The sequence below is a fragment of the Pseudomonas sp. GL_093 genome (assembly GCF_057837605.1).
In genome coordinates this window covers 6,580,947-6,597,235 of record NZ_CM174448.1, presented here as the reverse complement: position 1 = coordinate 6,597,235, position 16,289 = coordinate 6,580,947, and the positions used below count along the sequence as shown (strand labels likewise).

At 60.7% G+C, this 16,289-nt stretch carries 21 protein-coding genes; 7 read left to right on the top strand and 14 right to left on the bottom strand.

Annotated elements, in window-relative coordinates; genetic code table 11:
• The first annotated feature begins 25 nt into the window (after window positions 1-25).
• The gene (gene rpoH, locus AC3IUE_RS30510) at window positions 26-880 is read left to right on the top strand and encodes an RNA polymerase sigma factor RpoH (protein ID WP_007897890.1); all 855 of its coding nucleotides are present in this window, start codon (window positions 26-28) and stop codon (window positions 878-880) included.
• Between the two features lie 209 nt (window positions 881-1,089).
• Here rpoH and mtgA read toward each other — a convergent pair whose 3' ends face one another.
• Window positions 1,090-1,812, bottom strand: coding sequence for a monofunctional biosynthetic peptidoglycan transglycosylase (mtgA, locus tag AC3IUE_RS30505; RefSeq protein WP_489264539.1), 723 nt, complete (start codon window positions 1,810-1,812; stop codon window positions 1,090-1,092).
• A 74-nt stretch (window positions 1,813-1,886) separates the two neighbouring features.
• Here mtgA and AC3IUE_RS30500 point away from each other — a divergent pair, with 74 nt between their 5' ends.
• From AC3IUE_RS30500 to trmB, 4 genes are all read left to right on the top strand, one after another.
• Window positions 1,887-2,258: a DUF423 domain-containing protein gene (locus tag AC3IUE_RS30500; protein WP_056738942.1), complete on the top strand. Its 372-nt coding sequence runs from the start codon at window positions 1,887-1,889 to the stop codon at window positions 2,256-2,258.
• A gap of 90 nt (window positions 2,259-2,348) precedes the next feature.
• The gene (gene thiS, locus AC3IUE_RS30495) at window positions 2,349-2,549 is read left to right on the top strand and encodes a sulfur carrier protein ThiS (RefSeq protein WP_008026157.1); all 201 of its coding nucleotides are present in this window, start codon (window positions 2,349-2,351) and stop codon (window positions 2,547-2,549) included.
• Between the two features lie 60 nt (window positions 2,550-2,609).
• Window positions 2,610-3,404: a thiazole synthase gene (locus tag AC3IUE_RS30490; RefSeq protein WP_008068101.1), complete on the top strand. Its 795-nt coding sequence runs from the start codon at window positions 2,610-2,612 to the stop codon at window positions 3,402-3,404.
• A gap of 9 nt (window positions 3,405-3,413) precedes the next feature.
• Entirely contained in the window at window positions 3,414-4,139 is a 726-nt protein-coding gene (gene trmB, locus AC3IUE_RS30485) for a tRNA (guanosine(46)-N7)-methyltransferase TrmB (protein ID WP_046045219.1), read from the top strand.
• 132 nt (window positions 4,140-4,271) lie between these two features.
• On the opposite strand, the gene AC3IUE_RS30480 is transcribed toward trmB, so the two are convergent.
• The 10 genes from AC3IUE_RS30480 to AC3IUE_RS30435 all read right to left on the bottom strand — a co-directional run bounded on the left by AC3IUE_RS30480 (window position 4,272) and on the right by AC3IUE_RS30435 (window position 11,372).
• Window positions 4,272-4,595 carry a DUF3392 domain-containing protein gene (locus AC3IUE_RS30480; RefSeq protein WP_046045220.1) on the bottom strand — a complete coding sequence of 108 codons (324 nt, stop codon included), beginning with the start codon at window positions 4,593-4,595 and terminating at the stop codon, window positions 4,272-4,274.
• Between the two features lie 22 nt (window positions 4,596-4,617).
• Window positions 4,618-5,823 carry a radical SAM family heme chaperone HemW gene (gene hemW, locus AC3IUE_RS30475; RefSeq protein WP_046045221.1) on the bottom strand — a complete coding sequence of 402 codons (1,206 nt, stop codon included), beginning with the start codon at window positions 5,821-5,823 and terminating at the stop codon, window positions 4,618-4,620.
• The gene (rdgB, locus tag AC3IUE_RS30470; RefSeq protein ID WP_056738946.1) at window positions 5,820-6,416 is read right to left on the bottom strand and encodes an RdgB/HAM1 family non-canonical purine NTP pyrophosphatase; all 597 of its coding nucleotides are present in this window, start codon (window positions 6,414-6,416) and stop codon (window positions 5,820-5,822) included. Before rdgB ends, hemW begins: the two co-directional genes overlap by 4 nt.
• Window positions 6,413-6,847: a DUF4426 domain-containing protein gene (locus AC3IUE_RS30465; RefSeq protein ID WP_046045223.1), complete on the bottom strand. Its 435-nt coding sequence runs from the start codon at window positions 6,845-6,847 to the stop codon at window positions 6,413-6,415. The genes rdgB and AC3IUE_RS30465 overlap by 4 nt, the downstream gene beginning before the upstream one ends.
• A 26-nt stretch (window positions 6,848-6,873) precedes the next feature.
• Window positions 6,874-7,494 (bottom strand): methionine biosynthesis protein MetW, encoded by a 621-nt coding sequence (gene metW, locus AC3IUE_RS30460; protein ID WP_008152632.1) that lies wholly within the window; start codon window positions 7,492-7,494, stop codon window positions 6,874-6,876.
• A gap of 7 nt (window positions 7,495-7,501) precedes the next feature.
• On the bottom strand, window positions 7,502-8,641 hold the full coding sequence (metX, locus tag AC3IUE_RS30455; RefSeq protein WP_415758752.1) for a homoserine O-succinyltransferase MetX: 1,140 nt from the start codon (window positions 8,639-8,641) through the stop codon (window positions 7,502-7,504).
• 288 nt (window positions 8,642-8,929) lie between these two features.
• Window positions 8,930-9,226: a DUF167 domain-containing protein gene (locus AC3IUE_RS30450; protein WP_489264538.1), complete on the bottom strand. Its 297-nt coding sequence runs from the start codon at window positions 9,224-9,226 to the stop codon at window positions 8,930-8,932.
• 4 nt (window positions 9,227-9,230) lie between these two features.
• The gene (locus AC3IUE_RS30445) at window positions 9,231-9,821 is read right to left on the bottom strand and encodes a YggT family protein (RefSeq protein ID WP_017341276.1); all 591 of its coding nucleotides are present in this window, start codon (window positions 9,819-9,821) and stop codon (window positions 9,231-9,233) included.
• Window positions 9,822-9,831: 10 nt separating this feature from the next.
• Window positions 9,832-10,650, bottom strand: coding sequence for a pyrroline-5-carboxylate reductase (proC, locus tag AC3IUE_RS30440; protein WP_008152623.1), 819 nt, complete (start codon window positions 10,648-10,650; stop codon window positions 9,832-9,834).
• Between the two features lie 35 nt (window positions 10,651-10,685).
• The gene (locus AC3IUE_RS30435; protein WP_489264537.1) at window positions 10,686-11,372 is read right to left on the bottom strand and encodes a YggS family pyridoxal phosphate-dependent enzyme; all 687 of its coding nucleotides are present in this window, start codon (window positions 11,370-11,372) and stop codon (window positions 10,686-10,688) included.
• 55 nt (window positions 11,373-11,427) lie between these two features.
• On the opposite strand from AC3IUE_RS30435, the gene AC3IUE_RS30430 reads away from it, so the two are divergent.
• Window positions 11,428-12,462 carry a type IV pilus twitching motility protein PilT gene (locus AC3IUE_RS30430; protein WP_489264536.1) on the top strand — a complete coding sequence of 345 codons (1,035 nt, stop codon included), beginning with the start codon at window positions 11,428-11,430 and terminating at the stop codon, window positions 12,460-12,462.
• Window positions 12,463-12,600: 138 nt separating this feature from the next.
• Here the strand turns inward: AC3IUE_RS30430 and AC3IUE_RS30425 are convergent, their stop codons facing one another.
• Window positions 12,601-13,221, bottom strand: coding sequence for a C40 family peptidase (locus AC3IUE_RS30425; protein WP_056738956.1), 621 nt, complete (start codon window positions 13,219-13,221; stop codon window positions 12,601-12,603).
• A 250-nt stretch (window positions 13,222-13,471) separates the two neighbouring features.
• On the opposite strand from AC3IUE_RS30425, the gene AC3IUE_RS30420 reads away from it, so the two are divergent.
• On the top strand, window positions 13,472-13,903 hold the full coding sequence (locus tag AC3IUE_RS30420) for an NINE protein (protein ID WP_489264535.1): 432 nt from the start codon (window positions 13,472-13,474) through the stop codon (window positions 13,901-13,903).
• A gap of 97 nt (window positions 13,904-14,000) precedes the next feature.
• Here the strand turns inward: AC3IUE_RS30420 and AC3IUE_RS30415 are convergent, their stop codons facing one another.
• Window positions 14,001-15,272 carry a dihydroorotase gene (locus AC3IUE_RS30415; RefSeq protein WP_056738961.1) on the bottom strand — a complete coding sequence of 424 codons (1,272 nt, stop codon included), beginning with the start codon at window positions 15,270-15,272 and terminating at the stop codon, window positions 14,001-14,003.
• Window positions 15,269-16,273: an aspartate carbamoyltransferase catalytic subunit gene (locus AC3IUE_RS30410; protein WP_007897943.1), complete on the bottom strand. Its 1,005-nt coding sequence runs from the start codon at window positions 16,271-16,273 to the stop codon at window positions 15,269-15,271. The genes AC3IUE_RS30415 and AC3IUE_RS30410 overlap by 4 nt, the downstream gene beginning before the upstream one ends.
• Window positions 16,274-16,289 lie beyond the last annotated feature (16 nt).

Below are 16,289 nucleotides of genomic sequence, written 5' to 3'. Positions count from 1 at the left end.
TTATGTAAGTCGGAGGTTTTTTCGTATGACCAATTCTTTGCAACCTGCATATGCTCTGGTCCCGGGTGCGAACCTGGAGGCCTATGTGCACACCGTGAACAGCATTCCATTGCTGACGCCGGAGCAGGAGCGTGAACTGGCCGAGAGTCTCTATTATGAGCAGGATTTGGGGGCGGCTCGGCAGATGGTGCTCGCCCACCTGCGTTTTGTTGTACATATCGCCCGTAGCTATTCCGGCTATGGTCTGGCTCAGGCTGACCTGATCCAGGAAGGCAACGTCGGCCTGATGAAGGCGGTGAAGCGCTTCAACCCGGAAATGGGTGTGCGCCTGGTTTCGTTCGCCGTGCACTGGATCAAGGCGGAAATCCACGAGTTCATCCTGCGCAACTGGCGCATTGTGAAAGTCGCGACCACCAAGGCCCAGCGCAAGCTGTTCTTCAACCTGCGCAGCCAGAAGAAACGTCTGGCGTGGCTGAACAACGAGGAAGTCCACCGTGTGGCGGAAAGCCTCGGTGTAGAGCCTCGGGAAGTGCGTGAGATGGAAAGTCGCCTGACCGGCCATGACATGGCCTTCGACCCGGCCGCGGAAGCGGACGACGACAGTGCTTTCCAATCGCCGGCCAACTATCTGGAAGACCACCGGTACGACCCGGCCCGTCAACTGGAAGATGCCGACTGGAGCGACAACTCGAACCACAACCTGCACGAAGCGCTTGAAGTGCTGGACGACCGCAGCCGTGACATCCTCTACCAGCGCTGGCTGGCGGAAGAAAAAGCCACGCTGCACGACCTTGCGCAGAAGTACAACGTGTCGGCCGAGCGTATTCGTCAGCTCGAGAAGAGCGCGATGAACAAGCTCAAGTTGTCGATCGCCGCCTAACCGCAGCTCCGGCATAAAAAAACGCCCCGATCATTGATCGGGGCGTTTTTGTTTGTGGCCAGTTTGTCTAGCTGACACCGGACACCTGTGGGAGCGAGCCTGCTCGCGATGGCGTCAGGTCAGGCACTGTAAATGTTGTTTGATCCACCGCCATCGCGAGCAGGCTCGCTCCCACAGGGGGGCTTCAGTGTTCATAAGATAGTGATCGGCTACTGAGCCCAAGGTGCGCGGCGTGAATCATTGATCCCCACCAGATAGCTATCGCCACCGAGCTGACTCATCTGCTGTCGAATCCATCCCGCTCGCCGTGCGACGTAGTTAGTTGGATGACTGGCGCTCCACACCCGCGGGTTAGGCAGCACCGCAGCCAGCAAACTGGCCTGCTGCCGGGACAGCGAACGAGCGCCGACGCCAAAGTGATGCCTGGCGGCTGCTTCAGCGCCAAACACACCGTCATCCCACTCGACACTGTTGAGGTACACCTCAAGAATTCGCTGCTTGGGCCAGAACACTTCGATCAGCCCGGTAAACCAGGCTTCCAGGCCTTTGCGCAACCAGCTGCGGCCGGACCACAGAAACAGATTCTTCGAGACCTGCTGGCTCAAGGTGCTGGCGCCGCGAATCGTTCCGCCGAGTTCGTTGTGGGCCAGTGCGGCCTGGATCGCGCCAAAGTCAAAGCCCCAATGCTCCGGGAATTTCTGATCTTCGCCGGCAATCACCGCGACTTTCAGGTCATCGGAGATTTCATCCCAGGGTTTCCAGGTGCGTTGCAGGTCGATGGGCTCGCCGTCGAACCAGGATTCGACCTTGCGCTCGGCCATCAGCGCGGTTCCCGGTGGTGGTACCACGCGAAAGATCAGCACCAGCAATACGCTGCCACCCGCGAACCAGAGCAGGGCCTTCGTGAATCGTCGCAAAAATATACGCAGCATAGAGATGGCTTGGCCGAACCCGTTGAGCGGGCCATTATACAGACCCTGTGGATCGAGTCTGACTGGAGTTCTTCATGCTGCGTGGCTTTCTGATGCTGGCCGCTTTCTTCGGCTTCACCGGCGTTGCCCTTGGCGCGTTCGCCGCCCATGGCTTGAAAAGCCGTCTGACGCCCGAGTACCTGGCAATTTTCCACACCGGCGTGACCTATCAGTTAGTGCACACATTGGCATTGGTGGGCGTTGCGTTGCTGGCCACGCAGATTCCCGGGCGCCTGATCACCTGGGCGGGAGCATCGTTTGTCGTCGGCATCCTGCTGTTTTCCGGCAGTCTGTACCTGTTGACCATGACCGGCGTCAGCAAGCTAGGGATCATCACCCCCTTCGGCGGCCTGGCATTTCTGGTCGGCTGGTTGTGCCTGGGGCTTGCCGCCTGGCGGTTGAGCTGACCGGGTGGTCCATTTCATGACGAATGGCTTGGGTCGCCAAGACTGATCGGGCTAGAATGCCAGCCCCTAAAAATGATGGCGGCATTCGGTATGCGCATTCAGTTGAACGGCGAATCCCTTGAACTGCCCGACGGTGAAACCGTTGCGGCCCTGCTGACCCGTCTGGAACTGACCGGACGCCGGGTGGCGGTCGAACTCAATCTGGATATCGTCCCGCGCAGTCAGCATGCCGACACCACGCTGAACGACGGCGATTCGGTCGAAGTCGTTCACGCCATCGGCGGCGGCTAGTCGTCCGGCCCTTAAGGGCACAGAATTCTGCAAGAACCTCACCCCTACAGAGGATTTCCCATGAGCATCGTTCGTAGCGACAAGCCCTTCGTCCTGGCCGGTCGTACTTACCAGTCGCGTTTGCTGGTAGGTACCGGCAAGTACCGCGACATGGAAGAAACCCGCCTGGCCATCGAAGCCTCGGGTGCCGAGATCGTCACCTTCGCCGTGCGCCGCACCAACCTCGGCCAGAACCCGGGCGAACCGAACCTGCTCGAAGTCCTGTCGCCGGATCGCTACACCTTCCTGCCTAACACTGCTGGTTGCTTCGACGCTACCGAGGCTGTGCGCACCTGCCGCCTGGCCCGTGAGCTGCTCGGCGGCCACAACCTGGTGAAGCTGGAAGTGCTGGCCGACCAGAAAACCCTGTTCCCCAACGTGATCGAAACCCTCAAGGCCGCCGAAGTGCTGGTCAAGGAAGGTTTCGACGTGATGGTTTACACCAGCGATGACCCGATCATTGCCCGTCAATTGGCGGAAATCGGTGTTATCGCGGTGATGCCGCTGGCCGGTCTGATCGGCACGGGCCTGGGGATCTGCAACCCGTACAACCTGCAGATCATCCTCGAAGAAGCCAAGATTCCTGTGCTGGTGGACGCCGGTGTCGGCACCGCTTCCGACGCCACCATCGCTATGGAACTGGGTTGCGAAGCGGTGCTGATGAACTCGGCCATCGCCCACGCCCAGCAGCCGATCATGATGGCTGAAGCCATGAAACACGCCATCGTTGCAGGTCGCTTGGCCTACCTCGCCGGCCGCATGCCGAAAAAACTCTATGCCAGCGCCTCCTCGCCGCTGGATGGTCTGATCAAGTAAGAGCCATTGATGACTGAATCAAACGAAACGCCTATCCAGCCGGAAGAAGGCGAAGAGCGCCAACACCGCCGCATCAAGAGTTTCGTGATGCGCGCCGGGCGCATGACCGAAGGCCAGCAAAAAGGTCTGGAGCAAGGCACGCCGCTGTTCGTGTTGCCTCTGGCCGATGCGCCGGTGGACTTCGATCAGGTGTTCGGTCGTTCGGCACCGCGCTCGCTGGAAATCGGTTTCGGCATGGGCCATTCGCTGCTGGAAATGGCCGCGGCCTCGCCGGAACAGGATTTCATTGGCGTGGAAGTGCACCGTCCGGGTGTTGGTGCGCTGCTCAATGGCGTGCTGACTCAGGGCCTGACCAACCTGCGGGTCTACGATTGCGACGCGATCGAAGTGCTCAACCTCTGTGTGGCCGACAATAGCCTCGATCGCCTGATGCTGTTTTTCCCGGACCCATGGCACAAGAGCCGTCACCACAAGCGCCGTATCGTTCAAGCGTCGTTCGCTGAACTGGTGCGCAGCAAGTTGAAGGTCGGCGGTGTGTTGCACATGGCCACCGACTGGGAACCGTACGCCGAGTACATGCTGGAAGTGATGAACGTCGCGCCGGGTTACCGCAACCTTGCCGAAGACGGCAAATGCGTCCCGCGCCCGACCGAACGCCCGATCACCAAGTTCGAACGCCGCGGCGAACGTCTTGGGCATGGCGTGTGGGATCTGAAGTTCGAGAAACAGTCCTGAGCATCACGCGGTAAAAAATGTAGGAGTGAGCCTGCTCGCGATAGCGGTCTGACAGTCACCTAAGAGGTTGAATGTCATGACGCTATCGCGAGCAGGCTCACTCCTACAGTTGTTTTTGGGTGTGTTCGAAAGTCAGCGGCGGTCGGCGACTACGCCGATCAGTACCAGCACCACCAACAACACCGGCGCCAGGCTGTAGTTGTTGAACTGGCTCAGGCCTTTGATGATCCACGGTGTGGCGTAGATCAGCGCGACGCCGCTGCCGATCATGCACAGCAGGGCCATCAGCGGGACGCGCAAGGCGCCGGCGATGCTGCCCAGGCGTTGGTCGACCCAGCCTTTGATATCGGCGCCAAACAACACCAGCAGGCAGCCCACCAGTGCCAGAGCGATTTCAGACAGGTTGCTACGGCTCCAGCGGGATGCGGTGGCGAGCAGGTCGAGTATCAAATCCATTCGTTTTCCCTTAAGGCTGAAATCAGCTCAGAAATGTCTGCAGCAAGTCATTGAGAAACAGCTGTCCGCGCTCGGTGGCCGCCAGACGTGACGGTTCGACCTGCAACAAGCCACTTTGTTCGGCTTCGCGGCGGTGTTCGGCGAGGCTTTCCAGGGTCATCCCGGTGCGTTCCGGATACAGCCGCGATTCGACACCTTCGGTCAGGCGCAGCGCGTTCATCAGGAACTCGAACGGCATCTCATCGTTGGTCAGGGCTTTCTCGCCAGCCTTGAAGCTTTTTGCCGGGTTGAGGTAGTCCTTCGGCAACCGGGTCTTCCAGGTACGAACGATGCGCCCGTCCGGGTGGCTCAGCTTGCCGTGAGCCCCGGCGCCGATGCCGATGAAGTCGCCGAAACTCCAGTAATTCAGGTTATGCCGCGCCGGACGACCGGGTTGCGCGTAAGCCGAGACTTCGTATTGCGCGTAACCGTGCTCGGCCAACAGCGCCTGACCGGCCTCCTGAATGTCCCACAACGTGTCGTCTTCCGGCAGCGTCGGCGGCTGGTTCCAGAACACCGTGTTCGGCTCCAGGGTCAGCTGATACCAGGACAAATGGGTCGGCTTCAGGGCGATGGCCTGGCGCAGGTCGCTCAGGGCGTCGTCCAGGGACTGATCGGGCAAGCCGTGCATCAAGTCCAGGTTGAAGTTATCAAACCCGGCCTGACGGGCCATGCCGGCGGCACGTACCGCTTCGTCACCGTTGTGAATCCGCCCCAGCGCTTTGAGTTTCTCTTCCTGAAAGCTCTGGATACCGATCGACAGGCGATTGATGCCCAGCGCGCGGTAGGCGACGAACTTCTCTTGCTCGAACGTCCCGGGATTCGCTTCCAGGGTAATTTCGATGTCGCTGGCAAACGGGATGCGTTGCTCGACACCTTTAAGCAAGCGGCCCAGGGCTTCAGCGCTGAACAGGCTCGGCGTGCCGCCACCAAAGAAGATCGAACTCAGCTCACGGCCGTAAACCGCATGCAGGTCTTGATCGAGGTCGGCCAGCAGCGCGTCCACATACTCTTCTTCCGGCAGCACCGGGCTGGCGGTGTGGGAGTTGAAGTCGCAATAAGGGCATTTGCGAACACACCACGGGATGTGGATGTACAACGCCAGGGGCGGCAGCACAGGCAGCGCGGCCCGAGGCGATTGGGCATCGCCGCCGAAGATCAGCGGCGATGCGGATGAGTCATGGATCATTTCAGGCCCAGACGCTGGCGCAGCAGATCCATTGCACGGGCGCGGTGGCTGATGAGGTTCTTGTCGCTCGGGCTCAACTCGGCGCTGGAGCAATCGCGCTCCGGCACCCAGAACAGCGGATCGTAACCAAAACCGTGTTCGCCGCTGGCCGCAGGCAGGATACGGCCGTGCCACAGGCCTTCGCAGAGGATCGGCAGCGGATCATCGGCGTGACGCACCAGCGCCAGCACACAGACGAACTGCGCACCGCGCTCGGCTTCCGGCACGTCCTTCAATACGTCGAGCAGTTTGGCGTTGTTCGCCGCATCGCCCTGACCGTCGGCGTAACGAGCCGAGTAGATACCCGGCGCACCGCCGAGGAAATCGACTGCCAATCCCGAATCGTCGGCCAGCGCCGGCAAGCCGGAAATGCGCGCGGCATTGCGGGCCTTGAGGATGGCGTTTTCGACGAACGACAGGCCGGTTTCTTCAGGTTCGACGCTGCTGAACTCGCCGATCGAGCGCAGTTGCACCGATTCGCCGAGCATGGCCTGAAGTTCCTTGAGTTTGCCGGCGTTGTGGCTGGCCAGTACGAGTTGCGTGAAGTTGATCATTCGCCGGGGAAGAGCTCTTGGTTGAAATTGATGGTGTTGATTTTATCGCCGTTCTGCACCTTGATGTCGAAGGTGCGGACTTCCTGCTGATCGACCGGGAACTGGGCGATGTAGTAGATCGCGCCTTGTTCGGTGATCTGTTTGAACTTCAACGGTACGGTCTGGCTGGTCAGGTCTTTCACCGATCCGCTGACGTCAGCGGTCAGTGGTTTGCCATCCTTGAGCACGGAGACGTTTATCACACCCTGGTTCTTGCTCCGCGTCAGCCCGGCCGCTTTGGCGATGTCGGGTGTCAGGAAGGTAGAGTTGAAGGTGTTGTAGTGCACCGTTACATCGCCAAAGGTTTCCTTGCGCTCGCCTTTGATGACGTCGGCGGCCATGGCGGTGACGCTCAGGCAGGCAGTGAGTAAAAACAGCGCTAGACGACCCATGTTCGTTCTCCTTGGAATGGCGTGGTTCAGACAGCGACCTTGTGATCCTGCAGCCCGGGGCTGCTGACACGGTAAATACCGATCTCACCTAACAGATTAGGCCATAGCTTACTGGCCCACCCGTGCCGATGCTGTTGATCCACGGCAAGCCGATCAATGACCCTGGCTTCACGTTCGCGACACAACGCTTCAAAGTCTTCGAAGGTGCAAAAGTGGATGTTCGGCGTGTTGTACCAGGTGTACGGCAAAAAGTCGGACACCGGCATCCGGCCCTTGCTCGCCAGGTACCAGCGGCAGCGCCAGTGACCGAAGTTAGGGAACGTGATGATGCACTGGCGACCGACGCGCAGCATTTCGTCGAGGATCTTGTCCGGGTAGTGCACGGCTTGCAGCGCTTGGGTCATGACCACGACGTCGAAGCTGTTGCTCGCGAAGTTGCCCAGGCCCTTGTCCAGGTCCTGCTCAATCACGTTGATGCCCTTGGCCACGCACTCGGCGATGTTGTCCGGGTCGTTTTCCAGGCCATAGCCGGTGACTTGCTTGTTATCGCGCAGCCAGGTCAGCAATTCGCCATCGCCGCAACCGAGGTCGAGCACGCGGCTGCCGGCGGGGATCCATTCCTGGATGATTTCCAGATCAGCTCTCATGGCTTTCTCACAACGTAATGCGGTTCATGTAATTGCTGAATGCCTGCAAGTAGCGCGGGATCGGAATCAGGAAGGCGTCGTGGCCTTGCGGAGCGTCGATCTCGAGGTAGCAGACGTCTTTCTTGGCCGCCATCAGCGCGTCCACCAGTTCCCGCGAGCGGGCGGGGGAGAAGCGCCAGTCGGTGGTGAAGGACATCACGCAGAACTTCGCCTGGGCGTTGGCGAAGGTTTTCGCCAGGTCGTCGTCGAAGTTCGCCGCCGGGTCGAAGTAGTCCAGCGCCTTGGTCATCAGCAGGTACGTGTTGGCGTCGAAACGCCCGGAGAACTCTTCGCCCTGATAACGCAGGTAGCTCTCGACCTGGAACTCGACGCTGTGGAAGTCGTAGTTGAGCTTTTCGCTCTTCAGGCCCCGGCCGAATTTCTCGCCCATGGAGTCATCGGACAGGTACGTGATGTGCCCGACCATCCGCGCCAGCATCAAGCCACGCTTGGGGATCACGCCCGCTTCCTGGAACGAACCGCCGTGGAACTCGGGGTCAGTGAGGATCGCCTGGCGCGCCACTTCGTTGAAGGCAATGTTCTGCGCCGACAGCTTGGGGGCCGAGGCGATGGCGAGGCAGTGGCGAATGCGATCCGGGTAGGTGATGCTCCACTGCATGGCCTGCATGCCACCGAGACTGCCGCCAATCACGGCGGCCCATTGGCCGATACCGAGCAGGTCTGCCAGGCGCGCCTGGCTGTGAACCCAGTCTTCCACGGTCAGCACAGGGAAGTCGGCACCGAACGGCTTGCCGGTTTCCGGGTTGGTGCTGCTCGGGCCGGTAGAGCCGTTGCAACCGCCGAGGTTGTTCAGGCTGACCACGAAGAATTTGTTGGTGTCGATCGGCTTGCCAGGCCCGATGCAGCTGTCCCACCAACCGGGTTTGCGGTCGTCGGGGCTGTGGAAGCCGGCAGCGTGATGGTGACCCGACAAGGCGTGGCAGATCAGCACGGCGTTGCTCGCCGCGGCGTTCAGCGTGCCGTAGGTTTCGTAGATCAGGTCATAAGCTGGGAGCGAACGGCCGCAGGCCAAGGCCAGGGGTTCACTGAAGTGCGCCACTTGCGGCGTCACCAGACCAACAGAATCGGGGGGAAAGGCAGCTGGCATCGACCCTGCTCTCGTTGAAATGAGGCGTAAGTCTAAAGACCGCTGCCTTTAGCAGCAAGCTAAGGCCGAGGTGTTTGGGAAATGGGTGCTCGGCGTTGGATCGACCCCTCACCCTAACCCTCTCCCCAAAGGGGCGAGGGGACTGATCGAGTTGTTTTTTCGGGTTACATCGACCTGAAAGTCTGAGTCGAACTCAGGTTCTGAAAAGTCCCCGATCTGCTCCCTTTCCCCCTCTCCCCACTGGGGAGAGGGCTGGGGTGAGGGGTGGTTATTCTGCGCAACACACAATCAAAGCGAACGCATCACCAACCCCGGCAAATCCGGCAACTTCTTCGGCGAGCAAATCCGCACCCGCTTCTGCCGGTTCAACTCGCCGCTGATCAAGCTCACCTGACTCTTGGACACCCCAAACGCCTTGGCCAGAAACGCTATCAAATACGCATTGGCCTTGCCTTCAACCGGCGGCGCCGTCAGGCGGATCTTCAATCGATCACCATGCAGCCCGCAGAAATCATCGCTGCGGGCCGCCGGTTGCAGGTGACACTCCAGAATCAGGTCGTCACCGTCCCAGCGAAAGTAGCTCACCGGGTCAGATCAGCAGACGCAGGATTTCCGGCATCATCGTCATGGCGGCGAGGTTGTTGATCACCAGCATGTCGATCAGCTTGAGCACCATGAACGCCAGGATCGGCGAGATATCCAGACCGCCGAGGTTTGGCAGGATCTTGCGGAACGGCGCCAGGGCCGGTTCGCAGATCTGGTTCACCAGCTCGGCGCCAGGGTTATGGCTACCCGGTGCGACCCAGGACAGGATCACGCTGATGATCAGGGCAAAGAAGAAAATCTTCAGGAACAGCGCGGTCACGCCGATCAGCGACCAGATCAGCAACTGCAGCGGGTTGCCGGTGGTGCCGTAAGTCAGCAGCAGGGTCAGGGCCATCAACGCCAGTTGCACGAGGATCGCCAGCACCAGCGAGGACATGTCCAGGCCGAACATGCTCGGGATGATCCGGCGCAACGGTTTGAGCAGCGGCTGAGTGGCCTTCACGGCGAACTGGCAGAGCGGGTTGTAGAAGTTTGCGCGTACCAGTTGCAGCACGAAGCGCAGCAGCACGATCAGCAGGTACAGGCTGCCGAGTGTTTGCAGCACGTAGACCGCTGCAGTGTTCAATCCAATCATGTAAGGCTCCTTATTGACCCAATTGTTCGGCCATCTCGGCCGAGCGGTGCGCAGCGGCGCCGAGTGCTTTTTCTACCAGGGCTTCGAAGCCGCCGGCCTGGAACGACTTGATCGCCGCTTCCGTCGTGCCCGCAGGCGAGGTCACGCGGCGACGCAGTTCCGCAGCGTCGACGTCACTGGCCACGGCCATGTGAGCAGCGCCCAAAGCGGTTTGCAGGGTCAGTTGTGCGGCGATGTCTGCTGGCAGACCGAGCTTCACGCCCGCGGCGGTCATGGCTTCGATCAGCAGGAAGAAGTACGCAGGGCCCGAGCCGGAGACGGCGGTGACCGCGTCCAGTTGTTGCTCTTCATCCAGCCACAGTGCGATGCCGACGGCGGACAGCAGTTCTTGTGCCTGTTTGCGTTGCTCGGTGCTCACTTCAGCCGTGGCGAACAAGCCGCTCACGCCCTGACGCAGCAGCGCCGGGGTGTTGGGCATGCAACGCACGATCGGTTGGGCGCCAAGCCAGTTGTTCATGCTGGCGCAGGTGATGCCGGCCGCAATCGAGACCACCAGTTGATTCGGCTTGAGGCTTGGGCGAAGCGCTTCGCAGACGGCTTTCATCGCTTGGGGTTTGACCGCCAGTACGACGACTTCGGCGCCCTGGATGGCGTCGGCGTTGTCGGCGAACACCTCGATACCGTGTTCAGCGTTCACGCGAGCGCGGGTTTCAGCGCCCGGATCGCTGGCGCGGATCTGCGCGGCGTCCAGACCTTTGGCGCGCAGGCCGCCAATCAGGCTGGCCGCCATGTTGCCGGCACCGATAAAGGCAATACGAGTCTTGCTCATGTCAGGTCCTTATAAAGAGAGGAGTCAGCCATTTTTCAAGGCTGGCCGTAGTCGCGGGCGCCAAACAGGGCCGTACCGATACGGACCCAAGTGGCGCCTTGGGCGATGGCGGACTCGAGGTCGTGGCTCATGCCCATGGAAAGTGTGTCGAGCGGCAGGTTCAGGCTGGCTTGCAGGCTTTGTACGGCAGCAAAAGCGGCATCCTGGGCGGCGCGATCTTCGGTCGGCTCGGGGATCGCCATCAACCCGCGCAGCTTGATGCGCGGCAGTTCGCTGATGGCATTGGCCAGGGCCGGAAGATCAGCCGGGGTGCAGCCGGACTTGCTGGCTTCACCGCTGACGTTGACCTGGATGCAGATGTTCAGTGGCGGCAATTCGGCAGGACGTTGTTCGGACAGGCGTTGTGCGATTTTCAAACGATCCACGGAATGCACCCAGGCGAAGTGCTCGGCGATAGCGCGAGTCTTGTTCGATTGAATGGGGCCGATGAAGTGCCAGATCAAGGGCAGGTCGGCCAATTCGAGCTGTTTGCTCAGGGCTTCCTGCAGGTAGTTCTCGCCAAAGTCGCGCAGCCCGGCGGCATACGCTTCGCGCAGGGCCTCGGCGGGCTTGGTCTTGCTCACAGCCAGCAGCTGGACACTGTGTTCGTCACGCTTTGCGGCAAGGGCGGCAGCGTGGATGCGTGAACTAACCTGAGCAATGTTGTCTGCTATCGTGGACATCAAGAGGCGCCGGCGGCTGAAGGTTCGCGGCATTCTACTGGAATTGAGGAACGCTATGGATATCACTGAGCTGCTGGGTTTCAGCGCGAAACAGGGCGCGTCCGACTTGCATCTGTCTGCCGGCCTGCCACCGATGATTCGGGTCGACGGCGATGTGCGGCGCATCAACCTGCCGGCCCTGGACCACAAGCAGGTGCAGGCGCTGATCTACGACATCATGAACGACACGCAGCGGGTGGACTTCGAGAAGCACCTGGAGACCGACTTCTCCTTTGACGTGCCTGGCGTGGCGCGTTTTCGGGTTAACGCGTTCAATCACAACCGTGGTGCTGGCGCGGTATTCCGGACCATTCCGTCCAAGGTCCTGAGCATGGAAGATCTCGGTATGGGGGAAGTGTTTCGCAAAATTACCGAAGCGCCACGGGGGCTGGTGCTGGTGACCGGTCCGACCGGTTCCGGCAAATCCACCACCCTGGCAGCGATGATCGATCACCTGAACACCCATCGCCATCAGCACATCCTCACCATCGAAGACCCGATCGAGTTCGTCCACGAGTCGCGCAAATGCTTGATCAACCAGCGTGAAGTCCATCGTGATACGCGCAGCTTCGCCACGGCTCTGCGCTCGGCCCTGCGAGAGGACCCAGACGTGATTCTGGTGGGGGAGATGCGGGATCTGGAGACCATTCGCCTGGCGTTGACCGCCGCCGAAACCGGTCACCTGGTGTTTGGCACGCTGCACACGACCTCGGCGGCGAAAACCATCGACCGGGTGGTGGACGTGTTTCCGGGGGACGAGAAATCGATGGTTCGTTCGATGCTGTCCGAGTCGTTACTGGCGGTGGTGTCGCAGACCTTGGTCAAGAAGATCGGCGGCGGGCGGATCGCGGCCCACGAAATCATGCTCGGCACGTCAGCGATCCGTAACCTGATCCGCGAAGACAAGGTGGCGCAGATGTACTCGTCGATTCAGACCGGGGGAAACCTGGGGATGCAGACGCTGGATATGTGCTTGAAGGAGCTGGTGAGCAAGGGCTTGATCAGCCGCGAGCATGCGCGGGAGAAGGCGCGCACGCCGGATGGTTTTTGAGGGGGATTTGTAGCGCTTTCACAGACGCCATCGCGAGCAAGCTCGCTCCCACATGGACTGCATCAATCCTGTGGGAGCGAGCTTGCTCGCGATGGGGCCATCATATTCAAAGTGACTTCTGGGTCAGGCCCCGGAAGGTTAGCGCTGAACAACCTGAATGGCGTTCTTCTCTTTCGGCATAACCCGCTTGGCAACCACGTAGTGGCTTTCCCAGTAGGGTTTCTTCAGCGTATCGATGGTCACCGACTTGCCACGACGTGGTGCGTGGATGAAGCGGTCGTTGCCCAGGTAGATGGCAACGTGATTGACCCGACGGCTCTTGATGTTGAAGAAAATCAGGTCGCCAGGCTTCAGATCCTTGCGATCGACTTTCTCCCCATGACCGCTGGCCATGGCGTTGGACGTGCGCGGCAGGTCAAACGTGGCGTCGTTGAACGCGTATTTCACCAGTCCACTGCAGTCGAACCCTTTACTTGGGCTGCTGCCGCCCCAACGGTACGGAGTACCCAGGACGTTTACGGCGCGGCTCAGCACGTTGCTGCTTTCCTTGGTCGCCATCGGCGGAACCAGGCCGCTTTTGCTGCTGCTCAGCAGGGGAGCGTGTTTTACGGTCTGTTTGTTTTTGCTCGAAGGAGCAGAAACATGGGATTTTTGGGTGTAACCATTAACGTTAGGAAGACGTTGCTCACGATTGGTGGCGTGGGCGGCCAGTGGCATCAAAAGGCAAATGGTTAGCCATGTCTTGAAAAATGGACGCATTAGGCAAGGCTCATATAAGTTAGCGCGCAACTTTATAACAGCTTTTTTGACCCTTCCGAGGCCGTTGGTCGATTCAACCTTGGGGTCAACGGAACCAAATAAGCGGAAAATAGACGCGATTGTCGGACACAACGCTTGTGGTACAAGGCTTTCACGGGACACAAGGTAGCATTTGCCATACGTCGGCAACCTGTAAAAAAGTCACAAAGATTTAAAGAATATTTATCTATCGTGTGAATCGAGGTCCTTCATGAACACCTATCAACAGCCCGTTCCGCATCAAGACACGCACAGCAAAGTGATCGGTTACCTGCTGTGGGTTTTCGGTTTTACCGGCGCTCACCGCTTCTATTACGGCAAGCCGGTGACGGGGACGATCTGGTTCTTCACCTTCGGTTTGTTGGGTATCGGTTGGCTGATCGACGTGTTTCTGATCCCGGCCATGGATCGTGAAGCGGACCTGCGTTTTACCGCCGGGCCTATCGAGTACAACGTGGCGTGGATTCTGTTGACGTTTCTTGGGGTATTCGGCTTACACCGGATGTATCAGGGGAAGTGGATCAGCGGATTGCTGTACCTGGTGACGGGCGGGTTGTTTTTTCTGGGGGTGCTGTATGACTTCTGGACGCTGAATGACCAGGTGTCGATTCGCAATGCCCAGAACCGAGGCGCCTTCCAGTAAGTCTTCGTCGGATCGCCGCCCGGAGCCGGCTCGCTCCCACAGGGTTGATGCGGTCCTTGTGGGAGCGAGCCTGCTCGCGAATGCAGGCGACGCGGTCTTACGCCTGGTGGCTAATGCGTCCATCCACCAGGGTGTAACGCACCACGCCCGGCAGGCTGTGCCCAATGAACGGGCAGTTTTCGCCTTTGGACAGCCAGGTCTCACCGGCCACGGTCGACGCCGCCGGATCGAACAGCACGATGTCCGCCGGTCCACCTACCGCCAATTTGCCCGCCGGCAGGCGCAATGCCTCGGCAGGTCCGGTGCTCAAGCGCGCCAACAGCGTCGGCAGGTCCAGCAAACCGTCTTCCACCAGCGTCATCGCCAACGGCAGCAGCAGTTCAACGCTGCTGATGCCCGGCTCGGTGGCCCCGAACGGCGCCAGTTTGGCGTCCCGCTCGTGGGGTTGGTGATGGCTGGAGATGGCCGAGACCACACCCGATTTCACCGCTTCACGCAGGCCATCGCGGTCGGCGCGGGTGCGCAGCGGCGGCTGGACGTGATAGAGGCTGCTGAAGCCGATCAGCGCTTCGTCGGTCAGTATCAGTTGATACAACGCCACATCGGCCGTCACCGGCAGGCCGCGAGCCTGGGCCTGAGCGATCAGGGCCACGCCACGGGCGCTGGTGAGCTGGCTGAAGTGCGCGCGCACGCCACTTTGCTCGACCAGTAGCAGATCCCGCGCGAGAGCCACGGTTTCGGCGGTTTCGGGAATGCCCGGCAAACCGAGGAAGCTGGCGGTCGGGCCTTCGTGGGCCAGGCCACCTTCGGCCAGGTCATGGTCCTGAGAGTTGAAAATCACCGTCAGGTCGAATGTTGCGGCGTATTCCAGCGCCCGGCACAGCGTGCGGGTGTTGCGGAAGCTGTCCAGGCCGTTGCCGAAGGCCACGCAACCGGCATCGCGCAGGGCAACGAGCTCAGCAAGCTGTTCGCCGTCCAGGCCTTTGCTCAGGGCGCCGATCGGGAACACCTTGGTGTTGCCGGCCTCGCGGGCGCGGTCGAGGATCAATTCGGCCACGGCCGAGGTGTCCAGCACCGGTTTGGTTTTAGGCGGGCAGCACAGACTGGTGACGCCACCGGCCGCGGCGGCGCGGGTTTCGCTGACGATTGATCCTTTACGGCTGTAGCCCGGTTCGCGCAGGGCGACGTTCAGGTCAACCAGCCCTGGGGCGGCGACCAGGCCTTTGGCGTCAAGGGTGTCGACGGCGACAAAACCGGCCGGGGCGGCGCCAAGGGCAATGATCTTGCAGGCTTCAATATGGATATCGGTAACTTGATCCAGGCCGCTGGCCGGATCGATGACGCGGGCGCCGAGAATGCTGAGCTTCACTGGGCGTTCTCCTGCTCGAATTGGCGCTGGGCAGTCTGCCCGCTCATGGCCATGGACAGCACGGCCATACGAATCGCGATGCCGTAGGTGACTTGATTGAGGATGACCGAGTGCGGACCGTCGGCAACCGCCGACTCAATTTCCACGCCGCGGTTGATCGGCCCCGGGTGCATGACGATGCAATCCGGTTTGGCCCCGGCCAGGCGCGCGGTGGTCAGGCCGAACAGGCGGTAGAACTCGCCTTCGCTCGGCAGCAGGCCGCCGGTCATGCGTTCACGCTGCAGGCGCAGCATGATCACGACGTCGACGTCTTTCAGGCCTTCGGTCATGTCGGTGTAAACCTTCACGCCGTACTGCTCGATGCCGATCGGCAGCAGGGTTTTTGGCGCGATCACGCGGATGTCCGGGCAGCCGAGGGTTTTCAGCGCCAGCATGTTCGAGCGCGCCACCCGCGAGTGCAGGATGTCGCCGACGATAGCTACGGAAAGGTTTTCGAAGCCGCCCTTGTGCCGACGGATGGTGAGCATGTCGAGCATGCCCTGGGTCGGGTGGGCGTGACGGCCGTCGCCGCCGTTGATGATCGCCACTTGCGGGCAGACATGTTCGGCGATGAAGTGCGCCGCGCCGGAGTCACCGTGGCGCACGACAAACATGTCGGCGGCCATGGCTTCCAGGTTGCGCAGGGTGTCGAGCAGGGTTTCGCCCTTGCTCGCCGACGACGTGGACACGTTCAGCGTGATCACGTCCGCCGACAGCCGCTGGGCGGCCAGTTCGAAGGTGGTGCGGGTGCGGGTGGAGTTCTCGAAGAACACGTTGCACACGGTCTTGCCGCGCAGCAACGGGACTTTTTTCACCGCCCGGGCGCCGACTTCGAGGAACGAGTCGGCGGTGTCGAGGATTTCCGTCAGCAGTTCGCGGCGCAAACCGTCGAGCGAGAGGAAGTGGCGCAGCTGGCCCTGATCATTGAGCTGCAGCGGGCGCTTGGTTTCTAGAGGCGTCATCGCGAGGGGGACTCTC

Bases quoted from the DNA above. Each gene is read 5' to 3' on its own strand.
- AC3IUE_RS30435 (WP_489264537.1), bottom strand. From the start codon at position 11,372: ATGTCCACGATAGCAGACAACATTGCTCAGGTTAGTTCACGCATCCAC.
- rdgB (WP_056738946.1), bottom strand. From the start codon at position 6,416: ATGATCAACTTCACGCAACTCGTACTGGCCAGCCACAACGCCGGCAAA.
- AC3IUE_RS30445 (WP_017341276.1), bottom strand. From the start codon at position 9,821: ATGATTGGATTGAACACTGCAGCGGTCTACGTGCTGCAAACACTCGGC.
- AC3IUE_RS30480 (WP_046045220.1), bottom strand. From the start codon at position 4,595: ATGGATTTGATACTCGACCTGCTCGCCACCGCATCCCGCTGGAGCCGT.
- hemW (WP_046045221.1), bottom strand. From the start codon at position 5,823: ATGATCCATGACTCATCCGCATCGCCGCTGATCTTCGGCGGCGATGCC.
- AC3IUE_RS30490 (WP_008068101.1), top strand. From the start codon at position 2,610: ATGAGCATCGTTCGTAGCGACAAGCCCTTCGTCCTGGCCGGTCGTACT.
- rpoH (WP_007897890.1), top strand. From the start codon at position 26: ATGACCAATTCTTTGCAACCTGCATATGCTCTGGTCCCGGGTGCGAAC.
- metW (WP_008152632.1), bottom strand. From the start codon at position 7,494: ATGAGAGCTGATCTGGAAATCATCCAGGAATGGATCCCCGCCGGCAGC.
- AC3IUE_RS30465 (WP_046045223.1), bottom strand. From the start codon at position 6,847: ATGGGTCGTCTAGCGCTGTTTTTACTCACTGCCTGCCTGAGCGTCACC.
- proC (WP_008152623.1), bottom strand. From the start codon at position 10,650: ATGAGCAAGACTCGTATTGCCTTTATCGGTGCCGGCAACATGGCGGCC.
- AC3IUE_RS30500 (WP_056738942.1), top strand. From the start codon at position 1,887: ATGCTGCGTGGCTTTCTGATGCTGGCCGCTTTCTTCGGCTTCACCGGC.
- AC3IUE_RS30410 (WP_007897943.1), bottom strand. From the start codon at position 16,273: ATGACGCCTCTAGAAACCAAGCGCCCGCTGCAGCTCAATGATCAGGGC.
- metX (WP_415758752.1), bottom strand. From the start codon at position 8,641: ATGCCAGCTGCCTTTCCCCCCGATTCTGTTGGTCTGGTGACGCCGCAA.
- thiS (WP_008026157.1), top strand. From the start codon at position 2,349: ATGCGCATTCAGTTGAACGGCGAATCCCTTGAACTGCCCGACGGTGAA.
- AC3IUE_RS30430 (WP_489264536.1), top strand. From the start codon at position 11,428: ATGGATATCACTGAGCTGCTGGGTTTCAGCGCGAAACAGGGCGCGTCC.
- mtgA (WP_489264539.1), bottom strand. From the start codon at position 1,812: ATGCTGCGTATATTTTTGCGACGATTCACGAAGGCCCTGCTCTGGTTC.
- AC3IUE_RS30425 (WP_056738956.1), bottom strand. From the start codon at position 13,221: ATGCGTCCATTTTTCAAGACATGGCTAACCATTTGCCTTTTGATGCCA.
- trmB (WP_046045219.1), top strand. From the start codon at position 3,414: ATGACTGAATCAAACGAAACGCCTATCCAGCCGGAAGAAGGCGAAGAG.
- AC3IUE_RS30420 (WP_489264535.1), top strand. From the start codon at position 13,472: ATGAACACCTATCAACAGCCCGTTCCGCATCAAGACACGCACAGCAAA.